The organism is Rhodococcus sp. P4_F5 (assembly GCF_056401315.1).
Map to the genome: position 1 here is coordinate 53,660 of NZ_JBFUJP010000001.1, position 16,407 is coordinate 70,066.

Annotated in this window: 19 protein-coding genes; 12 read left to right on the top strand and 7 right to left on the bottom strand. The window is 72.8% G+C overall.

All coding sequences use genetic code 11. The annotated features are described in order from the left end of the window. Positions 1 to 6: 6 nt before the first annotated feature. Positions 7 to 846 (bottom strand): FAD:protein FMN transferase, encoded by an 840-nt coding sequence (locus AC1DU4_RS00275; protein ID WP_477836935.1) that lies wholly within the window; start codon positions 844 to 846, stop codon positions 7 to 9. A 119-nt stretch (positions 847 to 965) separates the two neighbouring features. On the opposite strand from AC1DU4_RS00275, the gene AC1DU4_RS00280 reads away from it, so the two are divergent. After that, positions 966 to 1,748 carry a crotonase/enoyl-CoA hydratase family protein gene (locus tag AC1DU4_RS00280; RefSeq protein ID WP_477836937.1) on the top strand — a complete coding sequence of 261 codons (783 nt, stop codon included), beginning with the start codon at positions 966 to 968 and terminating at the stop codon, positions 1,746 to 1,748. A 12-nt stretch (positions 1,749 to 1,760) separates the two neighbouring features. Here the strand turns inward: AC1DU4_RS00280 and AC1DU4_RS00285 are convergent, their stop codons facing one another. Next, complete coding sequence (locus tag AC1DU4_RS00285) at positions 1,761 to 2,525, bottom strand: SDR family oxidoreductase (RefSeq protein ID WP_477836938.1); 765 nt, start codon at positions 2,523 to 2,525, stop codon at positions 1,761 to 1,763. A 31-nt stretch (positions 2,526 to 2,556) separates the two neighbouring features. Here AC1DU4_RS00285 and AC1DU4_RS00290 point away from each other — a divergent pair, with 31 nt between their 5' ends. Then, a complete protein-coding gene (locus AC1DU4_RS00290) occupies positions 2,557 to 4,020 on the top strand; it encodes a dihydrolipoyl dehydrogenase family protein (RefSeq protein ID WP_477836939.1) in 1,464 nt (487 codons plus the stop codon). Beyond that, positions 4,013 to 5,503 (top strand): carboxylesterase/lipase family protein, encoded by a 1,491-nt coding sequence (locus tag AC1DU4_RS00295; protein WP_477836941.1) that lies wholly within the window; start codon positions 4,013 to 4,015, stop codon positions 5,501 to 5,503. The genes AC1DU4_RS00290 and AC1DU4_RS00295 overlap by 8 nt, the downstream gene beginning before the upstream one ends. 18 nt (positions 5,504 to 5,521) lie before the next feature. On the opposite strand, the gene AC1DU4_RS00300 is transcribed toward AC1DU4_RS00295, so the two are convergent. Then, entirely contained in the window at positions 5,522 to 6,397 is an 876-nt protein-coding gene (locus AC1DU4_RS00300) for an Fpg/Nei family DNA glycosylase (RefSeq protein WP_477836943.1), read from the bottom strand. Positions 6,398 to 6,415: 18 nt separating this feature from the next. Then, complete coding sequence (gene cobF / locus AC1DU4_RS00305; RefSeq protein WP_072842893.1) at positions 6,416 to 7,156, bottom strand: precorrin-6A synthase (deacetylating); 741 nt, start codon at positions 7,154 to 7,156, stop codon at positions 6,416 to 6,418. Positions 7,157 to 7,312: 156 nt separating this feature from the next. On the opposite strand from cobF, the gene AC1DU4_RS00310 reads away from it, so the two are divergent. The 5 genes from AC1DU4_RS00310 (at position 7,313) to AC1DU4_RS00330 (ending at position 10,406) form a co-directional block, all read left to right on the top strand. Then, positions 7,313 to 8,071 (top strand): thymidylate synthase, encoded by a 759-nt coding sequence (locus tag AC1DU4_RS00310; RefSeq protein WP_477837426.1) that lies wholly within the window; start codon positions 7,313 to 7,315, stop codon positions 8,069 to 8,071. After that, positions 8,071 to 8,556 (top strand): dihydrofolate reductase, encoded by a 486-nt coding sequence (locus AC1DU4_RS00315; RefSeq protein ID WP_477836945.1) that lies wholly within the window; start codon positions 8,071 to 8,073, stop codon positions 8,554 to 8,556. Before AC1DU4_RS00310 ends, AC1DU4_RS00315 begins: the two co-directional genes overlap by 1 nt. A gap of 85 nt (positions 8,557 to 8,641) precedes the next feature. After that, a complete protein-coding gene (locus tag AC1DU4_RS00320; protein ID WP_477836947.1) occupies positions 8,642 to 8,968 on the top strand; it encodes a cupin domain-containing protein in 327 nt (108 codons plus the stop codon). 41 nt (positions 8,969 to 9,009) lie between these two features. Beyond that, positions 9,010 to 9,672 carry an alpha/beta hydrolase family protein gene (locus AC1DU4_RS00325; RefSeq protein ID WP_477836949.1) on the top strand — a complete coding sequence of 221 codons (663 nt, stop codon included), beginning with the start codon at positions 9,010 to 9,012 and terminating at the stop codon, positions 9,670 to 9,672. Then, positions 9,669 to 10,406: an SRPBCC family protein gene (locus AC1DU4_RS00330; protein ID WP_477836951.1), complete on the top strand. Its 738-nt coding sequence runs from the start codon at positions 9,669 to 9,671 to the stop codon at positions 10,404 to 10,406. The genes AC1DU4_RS00325 and AC1DU4_RS00330 overlap by 4 nt, the downstream gene beginning before the upstream one ends. Positions 10,407 to 10,416: 10 nt before the next feature. Here AC1DU4_RS00330 and AC1DU4_RS00335 read toward each other — a convergent pair whose 3' ends face one another. Together AC1DU4_RS00335 and AC1DU4_RS00340 are read right to left on the bottom strand one after the other, a co-directional pair. Continuing rightward, entirely contained in the window at positions 10,417 to 11,055 is a 639-nt protein-coding gene (locus tag AC1DU4_RS00335; protein ID WP_477836952.1) for a Tat pathway signal protein, read from the bottom strand. A 120-nt stretch (positions 11,056 to 11,175) separates the two neighbouring features. Further along, the gene (locus AC1DU4_RS00340) at positions 11,176 to 12,078 is read right to left on the bottom strand and encodes a universal stress protein (protein ID WP_477836954.1); all 903 of its coding nucleotides are present in this window, start codon (positions 12,076 to 12,078) and stop codon (positions 11,176 to 11,178) included. Positions 12,079 to 12,305: 227 nt separating this feature from the next. On the opposite strand from AC1DU4_RS00340, the gene AC1DU4_RS00345 reads away from it, so the two are divergent. From AC1DU4_RS00345 to AC1DU4_RS00360, 4 genes are all read left to right on the top strand, one after another. Then, positions 12,306 to 13,484, top strand: a complete 1,179-nt coding sequence (locus AC1DU4_RS00345; RefSeq protein WP_477836956.1) for a sensor histidine kinase — start codon at positions 12,306 to 12,308, stop codon at positions 13,482 to 13,484. Continuing rightward, positions 13,481 to 14,158 carry a response regulator gene (locus AC1DU4_RS00350; RefSeq protein ID WP_477836958.1) on the top strand — a complete coding sequence of 226 codons (678 nt, stop codon included), beginning with the start codon at positions 13,481 to 13,483 and terminating at the stop codon, positions 14,156 to 14,158. The genes AC1DU4_RS00345 and AC1DU4_RS00350 overlap by 4 nt, the downstream gene beginning before the upstream one ends. A gap of 77 nt (positions 14,159 to 14,235) precedes the next feature. After that, positions 14,236 to 14,499, top strand: a complete 264-nt coding sequence (locus AC1DU4_RS00355; protein WP_477836960.1) for an SHOCT domain-containing protein — start codon at positions 14,236 to 14,238, stop codon at positions 14,497 to 14,499. After that, positions 14,496 to 15,302, top strand: coding sequence for an LLM class flavin-dependent oxidoreductase (locus tag AC1DU4_RS00360; RefSeq protein ID WP_477836962.1), 807 nt, complete (start codon positions 14,496 to 14,498; stop codon positions 15,300 to 15,302). Before AC1DU4_RS00355 ends, AC1DU4_RS00360 begins: the two co-directional genes overlap by 4 nt. On the opposite strand, the gene AC1DU4_RS00365 is transcribed toward AC1DU4_RS00360, so the two are convergent. Beyond that, positions 15,299 to 16,339 carry an LLM class F420-dependent oxidoreductase gene (locus tag AC1DU4_RS00365; RefSeq protein WP_477836964.1) on the bottom strand — a complete coding sequence of 347 codons (1,041 nt, stop codon included), beginning with the start codon at positions 16,337 to 16,339 and terminating at the stop codon, positions 15,299 to 15,301. The genes AC1DU4_RS00360 and AC1DU4_RS00365 overlap by 4 nt on opposite strands. Positions 16,340 to 16,407 lie beyond the last annotated feature (68 nt).

The window sequence follows — 16,407 nt, forward strand, 5'->3', positions numbered from 1 at the left end:
GCTCGGTCAGGCGACGTGGCCGTGCGGGGACAGGTGCGTCCAGGCCTCGGTGGTGCGCACGCTCCCCCGCCGGTACGCCACCCGGCCCGCGAGGTCGTTCTCGGCCAGCCACCGCAGTGCCGCCACGCCCCGGCCCAGCGCGGCCGCCGCGGCGGCGTAGGCCCACAGCCCGTCCTCCGCGATCACCGTGACCGTCTCGAGGCCGGCGTCCGCGACGTCCGGCCCCGGCACCGCCGCGCGGGCGCGGGCCAGCGCGGTCCCGGTGAGCACCTCGACGCAGGTACCGGCGGCCGTGAAATTCCCCGTCGCTGCGCTCGCCCCGATATCGACCTGCCAGCCCCCGATCGGGCAGTGCCCGGCCGTGGCGACGACGTCGCCGACCCGGACCAGCACCCCGCACTCGAGCGAGGTGGCCGCCACCCGGGCGGCCTCGTGTGCCGTCCCGGCCTTGGCGGTGCCGGTGATGTCCAGGCAGACCCCGAACGGGGCGAAGACGGTGTCCCCGGTGACCCGGACGTCGGCGAAGGTCGGCTCCAGGTGAATGGACGGCACCCGAGCCGGGTCCACCGGCTCGCGCGAGAGCGGCGAGACCGCGCCGCCGGTCATCCGCGCAGCCCACAGCGCCGAGCGGATCAGTGCGAGCAGGCGCCTGCTGGCCTGGACCGGCACGCCCTGCGCCATGTTGACCGCGTGGATCTCGGCGTCGCCTCGCGTGAGGTCGCAGGCCGCGCGGACGTCCGCCAAGGCGGCGGACACGATGTCCGCGGCGCATCCGAGGGCCGCCCCCTCGGTGACGCGCACCTCGATCTCACTTCCCCAGGTACTCCACTGCGTGCTCGGAACCATGGCGTGCTCCACACGGAAAATTGGCGCTGCCCCGCGAGACAGCGGTACTGAACTTCCAGTATGCGCCAGTATCCTGAGATTCGACTGTGCAACTCCACGAGCGGGCGTAACGTCGGGACATGAGTGCGCCCAGTGAGCCCGCCGGAGTGCGCGTCGAGCGCCGCGGCGCCGTCACCACCGTCGTCCTGAACCGTCCCGCGGCCCGCAACGCCGTCGACGGCCCCACCGCCGCCGCACTGGTGGACGCCTTCACCGCCTTCGACGCCGACACCGACGCGTCGGTGGGGGTGCTGCACGGCGACGGCGGAACCTTCTGTGCCGGAGCCGACCTCAAGGCCCTCGGCACGCCGGCCTCCAACCGGCTGGACCGGGACGGCGACGGCCCGATGGGACCGACCCGGATGCGACTGGGCAAGCCGGTGATCGCGGCGATCGCCGGGCACGCGGTGGCCGGCGGTCTCGAACTGGCGCTGTGGTGCGACCTGCGCATCGCCGAGGAGGACGCGGTCCTCGGGGTGTTCTGCCGGCGATGGGGCGTCCCGTTGATCGACGGCGGCACCGTGCGCCTGCCGCGGTTGATCGGCGCCGGCCGGGCCATGGACCTGGTGCTCACCGGCCGTCCGGTCGACGCGCAGGAGGCCCTGTCGATGGGCCTGGTGAACCGGGTGGTCCCGGTCGGCCACGCCCGGGCCGAGGCGGAGAAACTGGCCGCCGAACTGGCCGCGTTCCCGCAGACCTGCCTGCRCCAGGACCGGTTGTCGCTGCTCGAGCAGGAGGGACTCGACGAGGACGCGGCCCTGCGCTCCGAGTTCGAGCGGGGGCTGGTCTCGCTGCAGGCCGACGCGCTGTCCGGCGCGGCCCGCTTCGCGTCCGGCGCGGGCCGGCACGGGAGCTTCGGCTGAGCCCACCCGCCGCTACATGAACCGCCCGGTCAGCCGGGCCGGCAGCACCCGCAGCAGCAGCTCGATCGGCCGCCACGGCCATCCGGGCACCACCGCGCGACGCGGTTCCCGCTCGATCGCGGCCACCATCGACCGCACCCCCGCGACGGTGTCCGCCATCAGAAACGTCTTGGCGACCTTCTCGTTGATCGGCGTGCGGATGTAACCGGGCAGGATCGTGGTGACCACGATGTCGCTGCCCGCCAGTTCGGTCGCCAGGCCCTCGCCCATCGCGGCGACCGCCGCCTTGCTCGCCGAGTACGCGGTCTGCGCCTTGGGCATCCCGCGCACCGCGCTCATCGACGACACCAGCACCAGGTGCCCGGCGCCGCGGGCCCGCAGCAGTTCCATCGCCGCCTCCGTCTGCGCCAGCGCGCCGACGAAATTGGTCTGCGCGGTCTCGAGATTCAACTCCGGCCGGCCCGAGCCGATCACCGCGCCCTTGCCGAGACCCGCGTTGACCACGAACCTGTCGATCCCGCCGAGCTCGTCGTCCAGTTCGCCGAAGACCCTGCGAACCGCGGCGTGGTCGTTGACGTCCAGGGCGCGGACCGCGACGGTGACCGACGGGTGCGCGGCCAGCAACTGCGCCCGCAGCGCCTCGAGCGCGTCCACCCGCCGGGCACAAAGCGCCAGGTCGCGGCCCTGCGCGGCGAACTGCCGGGCCATCTCGGCGCCGAGCCCCGAGCTCGCGCCACTGATCAGGATGCGGGTGCGGGTCTGCCGCGTTGCGCTCACGGGTGCCCACCCTGCCATTACGGTGGAACCCATGACCACCACGACAGACGAATACGACGTCATCGTGATCGGCGGGGGGCCCGCCGGGGAGAACGCGGCCGCCTACGCCATCGCCGGATCATCTCGCACCGCGGCAATCGTCGAGCACGAACTGGTCGGCGGCGAGTGCTCGTACTGGGCGTGCATGCCCAGCAAGGCGCTGCTCCGGCCCGCGGAGGTGCTCGGCTCCGCCCGTGCCATGCCGGGGGTCCGCGGCCTGGTCGGCATAGGCCGGCTCGACGTGCCCGCGGTGCTGCGCAGGCGCGACGCCATCACCAACAATCACGACGACTCCGGCCAGGTGTCCTGGGCGGAGTCCGCGGGAATCGACGTGATCCGCGGGGCGGGCTCGCTCACCGGCGAGCGGACCGTGCTCGTCTCGCGGCCGGACCGGCCTACCCGCACGTTGCGGGCCCGCTCCGCGGTGGTGCTGGCCACCGGGACCACGGCCGCGGTGCCGCCGGTCCCCGGCCTCGCGGAGTCGCTGCCGTGGACCTCCCGCGACGCCACCAACCTGCGGGAGGTGCCCGCCCGGGTCGCGATCATCGGCGGCGGCGTGGTGGCCACCGAGTGCGCGAACTGGATGCTCGCCCTCGGGGTGCGCGAGCTGACGCTGCTCGTCCGCGGCGACGCGCTGCTCGCGGCCGCGGAACCCTTTGCCGGCGAACTGGTCACGCGGTCGCTGCGAGAGGCCGGGGCCAGCGTGCGGTTCGGGGCACGGCTGCAGTCAGTCGAGCGCGAGGACCCGGAGGACACCGGCATCGGACGCGTCCACGGCGGGCCGGTCACCCTGGTCGTCGACGGCGAGCCGCTGGTCGTGGACGAGGTGATCGTCGCGGCCGGCCGTGTTCCCGCGACCGCGTCGTTGGGGCTCTCCGAGGCGGGTGTGGTGGCCACCGGCGCCGGACATGTCGCCACCGACGAGCATCTGACCGTGGAAGGCGCTGCGGGACAGTGGCTATACGCGGTCGGCGACGTCAACGGCCGGGCGCCGCTCACCCACATGGGCAAGTACCAGGCCCGCGTGTGCGGGGACGTGATCGCGGCCCGCGCGGACGGCCGCGGCCTGGACGGCCCGCGCTTCACCGCGCACGCCGACCACGACCAGGTTCCGCAGGTGGTCTTCACCGACCCCGAGGTGGCCTCCGTCGGACGCACCGAACGCCGTGCCCGCGCCGACGGACTCGACGTGGAGACCGTCGAGGTGCCGATCGCGGTGGCCGGATCATCGTTGGCCCGAGACGATTTCACCGGTCGCGCCAAGCTGGTCATCGACCGGGCCACCGACACCCTGGTGGGCGCCACCTTCGCCGGCACCGAGGTCGCAGAGTTGGTGCACGCGGCGACCGTGGCCGTGGTGGGCGCCGTGCCGATGGACACGCTCTGGCATGCCGTCCCGTCCTACCCGACCGTCAGCGAGGTGTGGCTCCGGCTGCTCGAGGCCAGGCGTGACTGACCCGCTGCTGGTCCGGACGGACGCCGGCGACGTCCTCGGACGCGAGCAGGGCGGGCTCCGCTCCTGGCGCGCGATCCCCTACGCCGCGCCGCCGGTCGGCGCGCTGCGACTGCGGGCGCCGCAACCGGTGACGCCCTGGCCGGAGGCACTGGAGGCATTCGAGTTCGGTTCCGCCGCACCGCAGTCGGGTCGGTTCGGCCGTCACGACGGTGGCACCGACGAGGACTGCCTGACCCTGAACGTGCTGGCGCCGTCCGCCCGCAGCATCAACCCCAGGCCGGTGATGGTGTTCATCCACGGCGGCGCGTACAGCGGCGGGTCGGCCTCCTCCCGGCTGTACCGCGGCGAGCGCCTGGTCCGCAACGGGCACGTCGTGTACGTGTCCCTGAACTACCGGCTCGGCGCGCTGGGCTACCTCGACTTCGGTGAGTACTCCACGCCGGAGCGCACTTTCGACTCGAACCTGGGACTGCGCGACCAGGTGGCCGCGCTGGAGTGGGTGCAGCGCAACATCGCCGCGTTCGGCGGCGACCCCGACGCCGTCACCGTGTTCGGGGAGTCGTCCGGCGCCAACGCCGTCACCACCCTGATGTGCACGCCCGCCGCGCGCGGACTGTTCGCCCGGGCGATCGCGCAGAGCCCGCCCGCCGCGTCCGCGTACGGCCCCCACCGATCGAGGATCTGGGCGGCGGAGTTCCTGGAACTGCTCGGCGGTTCCGACGACCCGGTCACCGCGCTGACCACCGCGAACGCCGAGACCCTGACCCGGGCGGGCGACGCCCTGGCCGCCCGCGGTGCGGACGAGGCGCCCGGCACCCGCGCGTTCGCCCCACTGGTCGACGGCGAGTTCCTGCCGCGGCACCCGCTCGACGCCTTCGCCGACGGACACCAGCATCGGGTGCCGCTGATCATCGGCACCAATGCCCGTGAGGGCACGATGTTTCCGCGGTTCCTCGACATCATCCCGACCGACCCGGTCCGGATCGAGAAGATGTTCGCCGAGACCGACCCGGCGCTGAAGGCCCGGATCCTGGCCGCCTATCCCGGCTACCCGGACCGCGCGGCCGCCGTGCAGCTCGGCGGCGACGTCACCTTCTGGGAGCCGTCCGTGCTGGTGGCCCAGGCCCACGCGGAGGTGGCGCCCACCTACGACTACCGCTACGACTTCGCGCCGCGCCTGCTGCGGGCCACCGGGTTCGGCGCCACCCACGGCACCGAACTGCTCGCGGTGTTCGACGCCGCCGACCTGCCGCTCGGACGCGGGGCGACCGTCCTCGGCGGCCGGAAGGGGTTGCGCGCGGTCGCCTCGATCATGCAGTCGCACTGGCTGAACTTCGCCCGGCACGGCGAGCCCCGGCCGACGTGGCCGTGCTACACCGCCGAGCGACGCGAGACGCTCGTCGTCGACACCGCCGCCCGCGTGGAGTACGACCCGGACGCGGAGCGGCGTCGGGCCTGGATCGGCTACCGGCACCGGCGTTGAGCGGTCAGCGGCGGGCAATCACTTGAGCAGTCGGGACATCCGCCGGTCCGCCAGCACCTTGCCGCCGGTCTGGCAGGTCGGGCAGTACTGGAACGAACGCTCCGCGTACGACACCTCGCGCACCGTGTCCCCGCACACCGGGCAGGGCAGGCCGGTCCGGGCGTGCACCCGCATGCCGGAGCGTTTCTCCCCCTTGAGCCGCGCCGCGTCCTGGCCCACCGAGCGCGTGACCGCGTCGGTCAGCACCGACCGCATCGCGGTGTGCAGCGCGGCGACCTGCTGGTCGGTGAGCTTGTTGGCCGTGGCGAACGGCGACAGCTGCGCCACGTGCAGGATCTCGTCGGAGTAGGCGTTGCCGATCCCGGCGAGCACGCTCTGGTCGGTGAGCGCGGACTTGATCCGCTGGCCGGTCTTCGACAGCAGCTGCGCGAACGCCGGTTCGGTGACGTCGAGGGCGTCGGGTCCCAGCTTGGCGATGGTCGGCACCTCGGCCGGCGTCCGGACCAGCCACACCGCGAGCCGCTTCTTGGTGCCCGCCTCGGTGAGGTCGAACGCCGGGGTCCCGCCGTCGGGGGCGAAGAAGTGCATCCGCAGCGCCAGCGGCCCCTTGCCGGGCTTCGGCGGCGTCTCGCTGGGGTGGTCGGTCCAGCGCAGCCAGCCGGCGCGGGACAGGTGCGTGATCAGCCACAGCCCGTCCTCCTCGCCACACCGGATGCCGAGGTGCTTGCCGAACCGGGCGGCGCCGCTCACGTCGCGGCCCGGCAGCGTGGAGATCGGCGGGTCGAAGGTCTTGAGCACGCTCAGTGCCGCGACGTCCACCCTCCCGATCACCGCACCCACCGCATGGGTGCGCAGGAACTGTGCCAGGGCCTCTACCTCGGGCAGTTCGGGCATGCGATCAAGCGTAAGGCGTCAGCGCCGGATCAGATAGGTATCCATGATCCAGCCCTTGCGCTCCCGCAGCTCCGCGCGCACGCGGACGATCTCGTCCTCCACCTGCCGCAGGTTCCCGGAGATCAGCACCTCGTCCTCGGTCCCGAGGTAGGCCCCCCACCAGATCTCGGCGTCCTCGCCCGGGACCTGGGTGAAGGTGCAGTCGGCGTCGAGCATCACCACGGCGTCGTCCACGCCGTCGGGCAGGCCCTCGCGCAGCCGCCGCCCGGTGGTGATGTGGACGGGACGGCCGATCCGGTTGAGCACGATCCGGTGCTGCGCGGCCAGCGACTGCACGCTGGTGACGCCGGGGATCACCGAGTAGTCGAAGTCGACCACACCGCGCGCGAGCACCCGCTCGACGATCCGCAGGGTGCTGTCGTAGAGCGAGGGGTCGCCCCAGACCAGGATCGCGCCGACCCCGTCGACGGCGGCGAACTCGGCCTCGAACACCGCGGCCCGGCGGTCGTGCCAGTCGTCGACGACGCCCTGGTAGTCCGACGGCGTGCGGTCCCGCGGCGGGTCGGTGATGTCCACCACCCGGTAGGTCCCGCGCATGTGCTCGTCGAGGATGCCCATCCGCAGGTCCACCAGGTCCTGCTTCTCGTCACCCTTGCCGATGACAAAGAAGACGTCGGCCCTGTTCATGGCCTTGACGGCCTGGATCGTCACCTGGTCGGGGTCGCCGGCGCCGATGCCGATCACGAGGAGCTCACGCATAGGGCGAGGCTATCGCCCGTGCGCCCTTCCGGTGGTACCCGCCACCGGAAGGGCGCACGGGCGGCGCGGCCGCCGTGTGCGGCGATTAGGCTTGCGCGCGTGACTGCCCAGCCCGCCCCCGTTGCCACCCCGTACGAGGACCTGCTGCGGCTGGTCATGGAAACCGGCACGCCGAAGGCCGACCGCACCGGGACCGGCACCCGCAGCCTGTTCGGTCACCAGATGCGCTTCGACCTGCGCGACGGCTTCCCGCTGATCACCACCAAGAAGGTGCACCTCAAGTCCATCGTCTACGAGCTGCTGTGGTTCCTGCGCGGCGAGTCCAACGTCGAGTGGCTGCGCGAGCACGGCGTCACCATCTGGGACGAGTGGGCCTCTCCCGAGGGCGAGCTGGGTCCGGTCTACGGCGTGCAGTGGCGGTCCTGGCCGACGCCGGACGGCGAGCACATCGACCAGATCAGCAAGGTGCTCGAGACGCTGCGGACCAACCCGGACTCGAGGCGCATCATCGTCTCGGCCTGGAACGTCGCCGACCTCGATGCGATGGCTCTGCAGCCCTGCCACGCCTTCTTCCAGTTCTACGTCGCCGACGGCAGGCTCTCCTGCCAGCTCTACCAGCGCAGCGCCGACCTGTTCCTCGGGGTGCCGTTCAACATCGCCAGCTACGCGCTGCTCACCCACATGGTGGCCCAGCAGGCCGGGCTCGAGGTGGGCGAGTTCATCTGGACCGGCGGCGACTGCCACATCTACGACAACCACACCGAGCAGGTCGCCGAGCAGCTCAGCCGCGAGCCCTACGAGTACCCGACGCTGAAGCTGCGCAAGCGGGACTCGATCTTCGACTACGAGTTCGAGGACGTCGAGATCGTCGGCTACCGGCACCACCCGGCCATCAAGGCCCCGGTGGCCGTCTAGTGCTGGGTCTGATCTGGGCGCAGGACCGGGCCGGGGTGATCGGCCGCGACGGCGCGATCCCGTGGCGCATCCCCGAGGACATGGCCTACTTCAAGGACGTCACCACCGGCCACCCGGTGGTGATGGGCCGCAAGACCTGGGACTCGATCCCGCCCCGGTTCCGGCCGTTCAGCGACCGGCGCAACATCGTGGTCACCCGCGACCCGCGGTGGGCGGCCGCCGGCGCCGAGGCCGCGCACTCGGTGCCCGACGCGCTGGCCCTGGCCGGCAACGGCGAGACCTGGGTCATCGGCGGCGGCCAGATCTACTCCGCCGCACTGCCTCTCGCCGACCGACTGGCGGTGACGGAGGTCGACCTGGACGTCGAGGGCGACGCCTACGCCCCGCCGATCGGCCCGGAGTGGACGCCCGATCACACCGGGGACTGGCAGGCCTCCAGCCGGGACGGCGTCCGCTTCCGGTTCCGCACGTACGTCCGACGCTGAGTCGTTACCCTCCTGTGGCCCCCTTTTGCGTGACGTGGGTCATACTGCTGGTGCAGGTGACAGACCCACCCTCGAGAGGCACGAGATGGACAAGAAGTCGCTGACCGCCGTTGCGCGGCAACAGCTCAAGCTCGCCGCCGCCGCCTCGAGCGGCCGCAGTTCGCAGACGCTCGTCGGGGGCCATTCCCGCGCACTCCGGCAGACCGTGGTCGCGCTGCGCGCCGGCGAGGGCCTGGCCGAGCACGACAACGCCGGAGACGCCACACTGCTGGTCCTGAGCGGGACGCTGTCCCTCGTCGTCGGCGAAGACTCCTGGAAGGGCTCGGCGGGCGACCTCCTGGTCATCCCGCAGGCCCGGCACAGCGTCGAGGCGCTCGAGGACGTCGCGTTCCTGCTCACCGTCGCCAAGTAGCACGCACCCGTCGTCGCGGTGACGGCGTAGGTTTGGGCGCCATGAGCGAGTTGTTCGAGCGCGACGGCGTACACGGTCACCTGCACCGCCCGGACGGCGAGCCGGTGGCCGCGCTGCTGCTGGCGCACGGCGCCGGCGGCAACTGCGAGGCTCCCCTGCTCCGACGCGCTGGCGACGAGTTCGCGGCGCGGGGCCTGCTGGTGCTGCGGTACGACCTGCCGTTCCGGCAACGACGGCCGAAGGGTCCCCCGCACCCGTCCGGAGCCGAGGCGGACCGGGCCGGGATCGCGGCGGCCGCCGACGCGGTCCGCGAGCTGGCGCCGGGACCGTTGCTGCTCGGCGGGCACTCCTACGGCGGCCGGCAGTCGTCGATGCTCGCGGCGGAACGCCCGCAGGCCTGCGACGGCCTGCTGCTGTTCTCCTACCCGCTGCACCCGCCGGGAAAGCCCGAGAAGGCAAGGACCGCACACCTTCCCGACCTGCGCTGCCCCTGCGTGTTCGTGCACGGCACCCGCGACTCCTTCGGCACGCCGGACGAGCTGCGCGCCGCCCTCGAACTGGTCACCGCGCCGACGACGCTGGTCCTGGTCGACGGCAAGGGGCACGACCTGGCCCCGGATCGCAGCGACGCGGTCCCGCGCGCGGTGGCCGCCGCCGCGGAGGCCTTCGCCCTGCCCACGACCGACCCGGAGGACCCGCGATGACCACCGACCCGCAGCCCGTGATCGAGGCCACCGTCGCCGCGGCGCCCGACCTCGTCTGGCAGGCCCTGCGCGACCCGGCCCTGATCAGGCGCTGGCACGGCTGGGAGTACGACGGCGAGGACGGCCTGGACGAGGAGATCACGCAGATCTACTTCGACGGCGTGAGCGAGGACGCGCCGGCGCGGACCCTGACCCTCCAGGGCGGCGACCGGTTCACCCTCTCCCCGGGCGACGGCACCACCACGGTGCGGATCACCCGGGCGCCCAAGGGCGGAAACCCGGAGTGGGACGACTGGTACGAGGACATCACCGAGGGCTGGGCCACCTTCATCCAACAGCTGCGCTTCGGCCTCGAGCGGCACGACCTCGCCGAGCGCCGCACCCTGCACCTGGACGGGCCGACCGGCGGGGTCACCGCCGCGCACCTGCTCGGAGTGGACACCGTCGTGGGCGACCCCGGTTCCGGGTACTCGGCGACGGTCGCGACCGGCGACACCCTGAGCGGCACGGTGTGGTTCCGCTCCCCCACCCAACTCGGGCTGACCGTGGACGCGTGGGGACCGGGACTGCTCATGCTCGGCGTCCTGCCCGGCAACCCACAGCGCCCCGGCGGAGGCGCTCAGGTCATCGTGAGCACCTACGGCCAGGGCGCCGAGGAGTTCGCGGCCCTCTCGGACCGCTGGGGCAGCTGGTGGGACACCCGCGAGAGCGCGGGCAGCTGCGACTGCGGCTAGCCGTACCCGGTCAGGCCGTCACGATGCCCATGCTCGGCCACCAGATGGTGCTCGTGACGACGTCCTCGGCCTTCGGCCCCACCTTGTGCTTGAGGTTGCCGTAGACGGCGCCGACGACCATGCCGCTGCCCACGTTCAGCGGTGCGGAGGAGATGACGGTCGGGATCACCTTGTTGTTCTGGTCCAGCCGGGTGATGCCGCTGGTCCCGTTGGCCAGGCTGTACCAGACCACGTTCAGTTCGGCGCCGGTCTGGTCGTCGGCGATGGTGCCGGGCCCGCCGAAGAACCCGAACCGGAACTCCTTGTTCATGTTGGTGGYGACCCCGGACCCGTACAGCTGGCCGAGGACCTCGCCGCCCTGCCCGGTGTCCGAGTAGGCGGGGACCGGGAAGATCTGGCCCGGCAGCGTGAAGACCGGCGTCACCGCACCCTTCACGTCCTTGGGTGCGGCGACGAGCCGCTCGACGGCGGCCGCGGCCGCCGGGTCGCCTGCCGCCGCGGACCGCAGACCCGCCTCGGCGGCCGCGAGGTCGGCGGTGGGCGGCGTTGCCGGCGCCGCGACCGCGGTGCCGGCGAGCAGGGCCGTCGCCGCTGCCGCGGTGGTCAGGACGGTGGCCAGTCGACGCCCGAACGTGAAACGCTGCTTCATGGAGCCTCCTTCGACGATGGGTCAGCTACTCAAAACATCGTTTCCGGTCTGGTTCCGTTACTGCGCAGCCCGATTCGGCCCGGCGCCTGCCGCCCGACCAGACCTGCCCCGGCCGCCCGGTCAGTCCTGTGCCGGCGGCCGCACGATCAGGACCGGGCAGTCGGCGGTGTTCATCAGCGCGTTGCTCGTCGAACCGAGCACCATCCCCTTGAAGCCGCCGCGGCCGTGGCTGCCGACCACCAGCAACTGAGCCTGCTCGGAGTACTCGCTCAGCACCCGGACCGGGCGGTCGCGGCTCACCACACGCTGCACGTTCACGTCCGGGTACCGCTCGAGCCAGCCGGCCAGCCGCTCCGAGAGCACCGCCTCCTCCGCGGCCTGGATCCCGCTCCAGTGCGGGTCCGAGGCGGTGGCCCCGAGCGAGGGCTGGACGGACACGTCGCTCCAGACGTTCACCGCCACCAGCGAGGCGCCCCGGGCGGACGCCTCCGCGAACGCCACGGCCACCGCGGCCTCGCTCACCTCGGACCCGTCGACACCGACAACGACCGGGCCCTGGGCGGGCGGGCGGCCGTCGAGGGTGCGGCCGCGCACCACCGCGACCGGGGCGGTCGAGTGCGAGGCCACCGCGCGGGTCACCGAGCCGAGYAGCGCCCCGGTGAACTCGCCGAGCCCCCGGCTGCCGAGCACGATCATGGTGGCGTCGGCCGAGTACTGCAGCAGGATGTCCGCGATCCGGCCCTCGTGCAGCTTGGTACCCACCGCGAGCGGGCCGAGGTCCTCGGCGACCGAGCGGGCCAGCACCTCGGCGCTGTCGAGGTGCGCGCGGCCCTCGTTCTTCAGGTCGTCGCTGTAGCCGCGGGCCAGGTAGGGCTCGGAGTAGTAGTACGGAGGCACGTGGACCACCGAGACGAGCAACAGCGGAACCTTGCGGCCGGCCGCCGTGCGCGCGGCCCACACCACCGCGGTCGACGCCGATTCAGATCCGTCCACTCCGACTACGACGGGCTTGCCTGCGCTCATGCCTTGTCCTCCAGCTGTCCGGTTTTCACCGATTGTGCCCTCCAGACCCGTCGCGCGGGGCGCACCCCGCCGCCCGGGCACCCGAAGTCCGAGGCGGGCCGAGACGGGGTGTGAGAAACGGCACCACAACCGATCCCGGTCCCGGACTCCGACTGCGCCGCGCGGCGGACTCCGCGTTACGCCTTCAGACCGATGCCGCGGCCGCCGTCCGGCGCTAGGTTGAAGCCATGCATGCCCGGGTGCCGAGGCCCTTCGACGTCGCACTCGCGACGGCGGTCGGCGTCGTCTTATGCGTCGGTTCGGTGGCCGCGGCCCGGCACCAACCGGGCACGCAACCGCTCGACGCGGCGGCCTTCGTCCTGCTCGCGGTGGGTCCGGTCGCACTGCTGTGGCGGCGGACCGCGCCCGTCGCGGTGCTCGCGGTGACCGTGGCGGCGGCACTGGCCTACCTGCTGCTCGGGTACGGGGAGGGTCCCGTCTTCCTGTCCGTGGTCGTCGCGTTCCTCACCGCCGCCCCGACGACCCGGCGCTGGCCGATGTACGCGGTACCCGCGGTCGGCTACGTGGTGTTCGTGTGGGGCGTCCCGTGGGTCACCGGCCGCGCCGTCCCGCCGGCCGCCGCAATGGTGGGGCTGGCCGCCTGGCTGCTCACCCTGCTGGCGGTGGCCGAGCTGATCCGGCAGCGACGCGACGCGGCCCGGGCACGCCGCCAACGGGCCCGGGCGGCCGCCCGCAGCGCCGAGGAGGAGCGCCTGCGTCGCGCCACCGAGGAGCGGCTCGACATCGCGCGCGAGCTGCACGACGTACTGGCGCACAGCCTTTCGATGATCAATGTCCAGTCCGGGGTGGCCCTCGAGCTGCTCGAGAGCCGGCCCGAACAGGCGGGCATCGCACTGGCCTCCATCAAGACCGCCAGCCGCGACGCCCTGCTCGAGGTGCACTCCATGCTGCGGACGCTGCGCCGCGGCGGCACCGAACTGGCACCGCTCGCGCCGGCCCCCACCGTCGCGGACCTCGACGCCCTGGTGGAACGGGCCCGCGCCGCCGGGATCCGGGTGCAGACCACCACCACCGGTGCGGCGCAGCCCCTTCCGGCGGCGGTGGACCTGGCGGCGGCACGGATCGTGCAGGAGGCGCTGACCAACGTCGCGCGGCACTCCGGCCAGACCGCGGCGCGGGTGTCGGTGCGTTACCTGCCCGGCCTGCTGGAACTGGAGGTGGCCGACGACGGCGTGGGAGACGGCGGTCGTGCGGCCCCGCACGGCGCCGGCATCGCGGGGATGACCGAACGCGCCCACGCCCTCGGCGGCACCCTCAGTGCCGGCCCCCGGTCCCCGCACGGCTTCCGGGTAAACGCGCGAATACCCGTGCCCGGCAACGACATCGGCGGCGGTGAGCCGACATGACGCCGCCGGCGATCCGGGTCCTGGTCGCCGACGACCAGGCGCTGGTGCGGGCCGGGTTCGCCGCCCTGCTCGACGCCCAGGACGACATCGAGGTGGTCGGCCAGGCCCAGGACGGCGCGGAGGCGCTGCGGCTGGCCACGGAGCTGGTGCCCGACGTCGTGTTGATGGACATCCGGATGCCGGTGCTCGACGGGCTCGAGGCCACCCGCCGGATCGCGGCCAGGCCGGCACTGTCCGGGGTCCGGGTGGTGGTGCTGACCACCTTCGAGCTGGACGAGTACGTCTTCGAGGCGATCCGCGCCGGCGCCGCCGGGTTCCTGGTCAAGCACACCGAACCGGCCGACCTGGTGCGTGCGGTGCGGGTGGTCGCGGACGGCGAGGCACTGCTCTCCCCCGGCGTCACCCGGCGACTGCTCGCCGAGTTCGCGGCCCGCGCCAAGCCCGCCCCCGACGCCGCCCCGCTGGCCGAGCTCACCGACCGCGAACGCGAGGTGATGACCCTGGTGGCGGAGGGCCTGACCAACGCCGAGATCGGGGAACGGCTGTTCCTCAGCCCCGCCACCGCGCGCACCCACGTCAGCCGGATCCTGTTCAAGCTGGGTGCGCGGGACCGCACCCAACTGGTGGTGCTCGCCTACGAGTCCGGCCTGGTCCGGCCCGGCTGGCGGGACTGAGGTACGTCCCGACGCGTACCCGAGATGCCGCGCGGCGGCCGATGCGCCGGAGCACCGCGAGCGGCCAGGCTCGGGACATGAACACTCTCAGCGCACAGACGTCCCTGATCCTGGCCGACCACTTCGACGGCCGATACGGACCCGGCTGGGGGCCGGGCCCGTGGTTCGTCCTCGTCCCCATCGCCTTCTGGGTGACCGTGATCGTGCTGGTCATCCTCGCCCGTCGCCGCTGGCGCGGGCACCACGGCGAGTCCACGCTGCGCGACGTCTTCGCCCGCGGCGAGATCACCGAGGCCGAGTACCGCGCCCGGTTGGCGGTGCTGCGGGAGACCCGGCGATGAGGGTCGCGGTGGTCGAGGCGCCCGCCCGGTCCGGCGCCGACTGGATCCGGCGGGTCCGGCATCTCGAGGAGCAGGGGTTCGACTCGCTGCTGGTGCCGGACACCCTGTGGACCACCTCGCCCTTCCCCGCGTTGGCGGCCGCGGCGGCGGTGACGACCACGCTCAGGCTGCGGACCTGGGTGGCCGCGGCGCCGCTGCGCACGCCGGCCGCGCTGACGCGGGAATGCGCCGCCCTGCAAGAACTCTCGGACGGACGGTTCGATCTGGGCATCGGGCCGGGACGCCCGGCGGCAGAGGAGGAGGCACGCCGGCTCGGGGCGTCCTGGCCCGCCGCGCCGGACCGGATCGCCGCGGTGGAGGAATCGGTGGCCGCGGTGCGGGCGGGCGTCGACCCGGCGCCGGAGGTGATCGTCTCGGCGGCGGGGCCGAAGATGACGGCCGCCGCGGGGCGGGTGGCGGATCGCATCGCGCTCGCCCTCGGCCCCACCGCGACCGAGGCAGATCTGGAGACAACCGTCGAGGCCGCGCGCGAAAAATGCGGCCCGGCAATGGTGTTCACCCACTCACTGGTGGGCGTCGGCGAGGCGTTGCCGTCGTGGTTCGCCCGGACCGGCGGACCCACCCTCGCCGAACTCCGGCGGCTGGGGTCGGCGGGTCTGCTGCCCGCGGACCCCGGCCTGGCCTTCGACCTCCTCCGCGAGCGCGAGGAGCGTCTGGGGATCACGGAGGTGACGGTGCCGGGCGAGCTGGCCGAGGCGTTCGCCCCGATGCTGGCCCGGCTCCGCCGATCCCCCGCGCTCTAGTCGACGATCTTGCGCAGCTGCTCGATCAGCTTGACCCGGCCCGCCGAGTCCGCGGCCAGCGGCGCGACGTTCAGCGTGGTGACCCCGGCCTCCGCGAACGCGGCGACCCGCTCCTTGACGTAGCCGGCGGGACCGATCAGCGAGATCGCCCGCACCAGCTCGTCCGGCACGGCGGCCGCGGCCTCTTCCTTCTTGCCGGAGAGGTAGAGCTCCTGGATGGTCGCGGCCTCGGCCTCGTAGCCGTAGCGGCAGGCCAGGTCGTTGTAGAAGTTCTTGCCCTTGGCGCCCATGCCGCCGATGTAGAGGGCCAGGTTGGGCTTGATCCACTCGAGCATGTGGTCGACGTCCTCGCCGATCGCGAGGGCCGGCCCGGCGTAGACCTCCAGCTCGCCGAGGCTCGGGTCGCGCTTGGCCTTGCCCTTGGCGAGCGACTCGCCCCACACGTCGTCGGCGCGCTCGGGATGGAAGAAGATCGGCTCCCAGCCCTCGGCGATCTCGGCGGTCAGCGCGACGTTCTTCGGCCCCAGCGAGGCGATCACGATCGGGATGCGCTCGCGCACAGGATGGTTGATCAGCTTGAGGGGCTTGCCCAGGCCGGTGCCCTTCTCGGCGGGCAGCGGGACCTGGTAGTACTTGCCCTGGTAGTTGACCTTCTCGCGGCGCCACACCTGACGGCAGATGTCGACGATCTCGCGGGTGCGGCCGAGCGGTGCGTCGTACGGCACGCCGTGGAAGCCCTCGATGACCTGCGGGCCGGAGGCGCCCATGCCGAGCACGAAGCGCCCGTCCGAGACGAAGTCCAGACCCGCCGCGGTCATCGCCATCAGCGACGGGGTACGGGTGTAGATCTGGAAGATGCCGGACGCGAGCTTGACCGTCTTCGTCTTCGCGGCGAGGAAGCCGAGCTGGCTCACCGCGTCGAAGGAGTACGCCTCGGCGACGAAAGCGATGTCGAGACCCGCGCGTTCGAGGTCCCCGACCTCCGCGACCGTCTCGGCGAAACCGCCGCTGTAGGTGATCTGCATTCCGATCTGCACCGGGCACCTCGTATCTGTTCGTTGGACGTTGCCTCGCACCCTACGCAGCGCGGCGCGGTAAACGTATG

Excerpts from the sequence above, each read along its gene's own strand:
- AC1DU4_RS00310 (WP_477837426.1), top strand. The coding sequence starts at position 7,313 with ATGGAAACCGGCACGCCGAAGGCCGACCGCACCGGGACCGGCACCCGC.
- AC1DU4_RS00345 (WP_477836956.1), top strand. The coding sequence starts at position 12,306 with ATGCATGCCCGGGTGCCGAGGCCCTTCGACGTCGCACTCGCGACGGCG.
- AC1DU4_RS00275 (WP_477836935.1), bottom strand. The coding sequence starts at position 846 with ATGGTTCCGAGCACGCAGTGGAGTACCTGGGGAAGTGAGATCGAGGTG.
- AC1DU4_RS00350 (WP_477836958.1), top strand. The coding sequence starts at position 13,481 with ATGACGCCGCCGGCGATCCGGGTCCTGGTCGCCGACGACCAGGCGCTG.
- AC1DU4_RS00290 (WP_477836939.1), top strand. The coding sequence starts at position 2,557 with ATGACCACCACGACAGACGAATACGACGTCATCGTGATCGGCGGGGGG.
- AC1DU4_RS00330 (WP_477836951.1), top strand. The coding sequence starts at position 9,669 with ATGACCACCGACCCGCAGCCCGTGATCGAGGCCACCGTCGCCGCGGCG.
- cobF (WP_072842893.1), bottom strand. The coding sequence starts at position 7,156 with ATGCGTGAGCTCCTCGTGATCGGCATCGGCGCCGGCGACCCCGACCAG.
- AC1DU4_RS00355 (WP_477836960.1), top strand. The coding sequence starts at position 14,236 with ATGAACACTCTCAGCGCACAGACGTCCCTGATCCTGGCCGACCACTTC.
- AC1DU4_RS00320 (WP_477836947.1), top strand. The coding sequence starts at position 8,642 with ATGGACAAGAAGTCGCTGACCGCCGTTGCGCGGCAACAGCTCAAGCTC.
- AC1DU4_RS00325 (WP_477836949.1), top strand. The coding sequence starts at position 9,010 with ATGAGCGAGTTGTTCGAGCGCGACGGCGTACACGGTCACCTGCACCGC.
- AC1DU4_RS00360 (WP_477836962.1), top strand. The coding sequence starts at position 14,496 with ATGAGGGTCGCGGTGGTCGAGGCGCCCGCCCGGTCCGGCGCCGACTGG.
- AC1DU4_RS00300 (WP_477836943.1), bottom strand. The coding sequence starts at position 6,397 with ATGCCCGAACTGCCCGAGGTAGAGGCCCTGGCACAGTTCCTGCGCACC.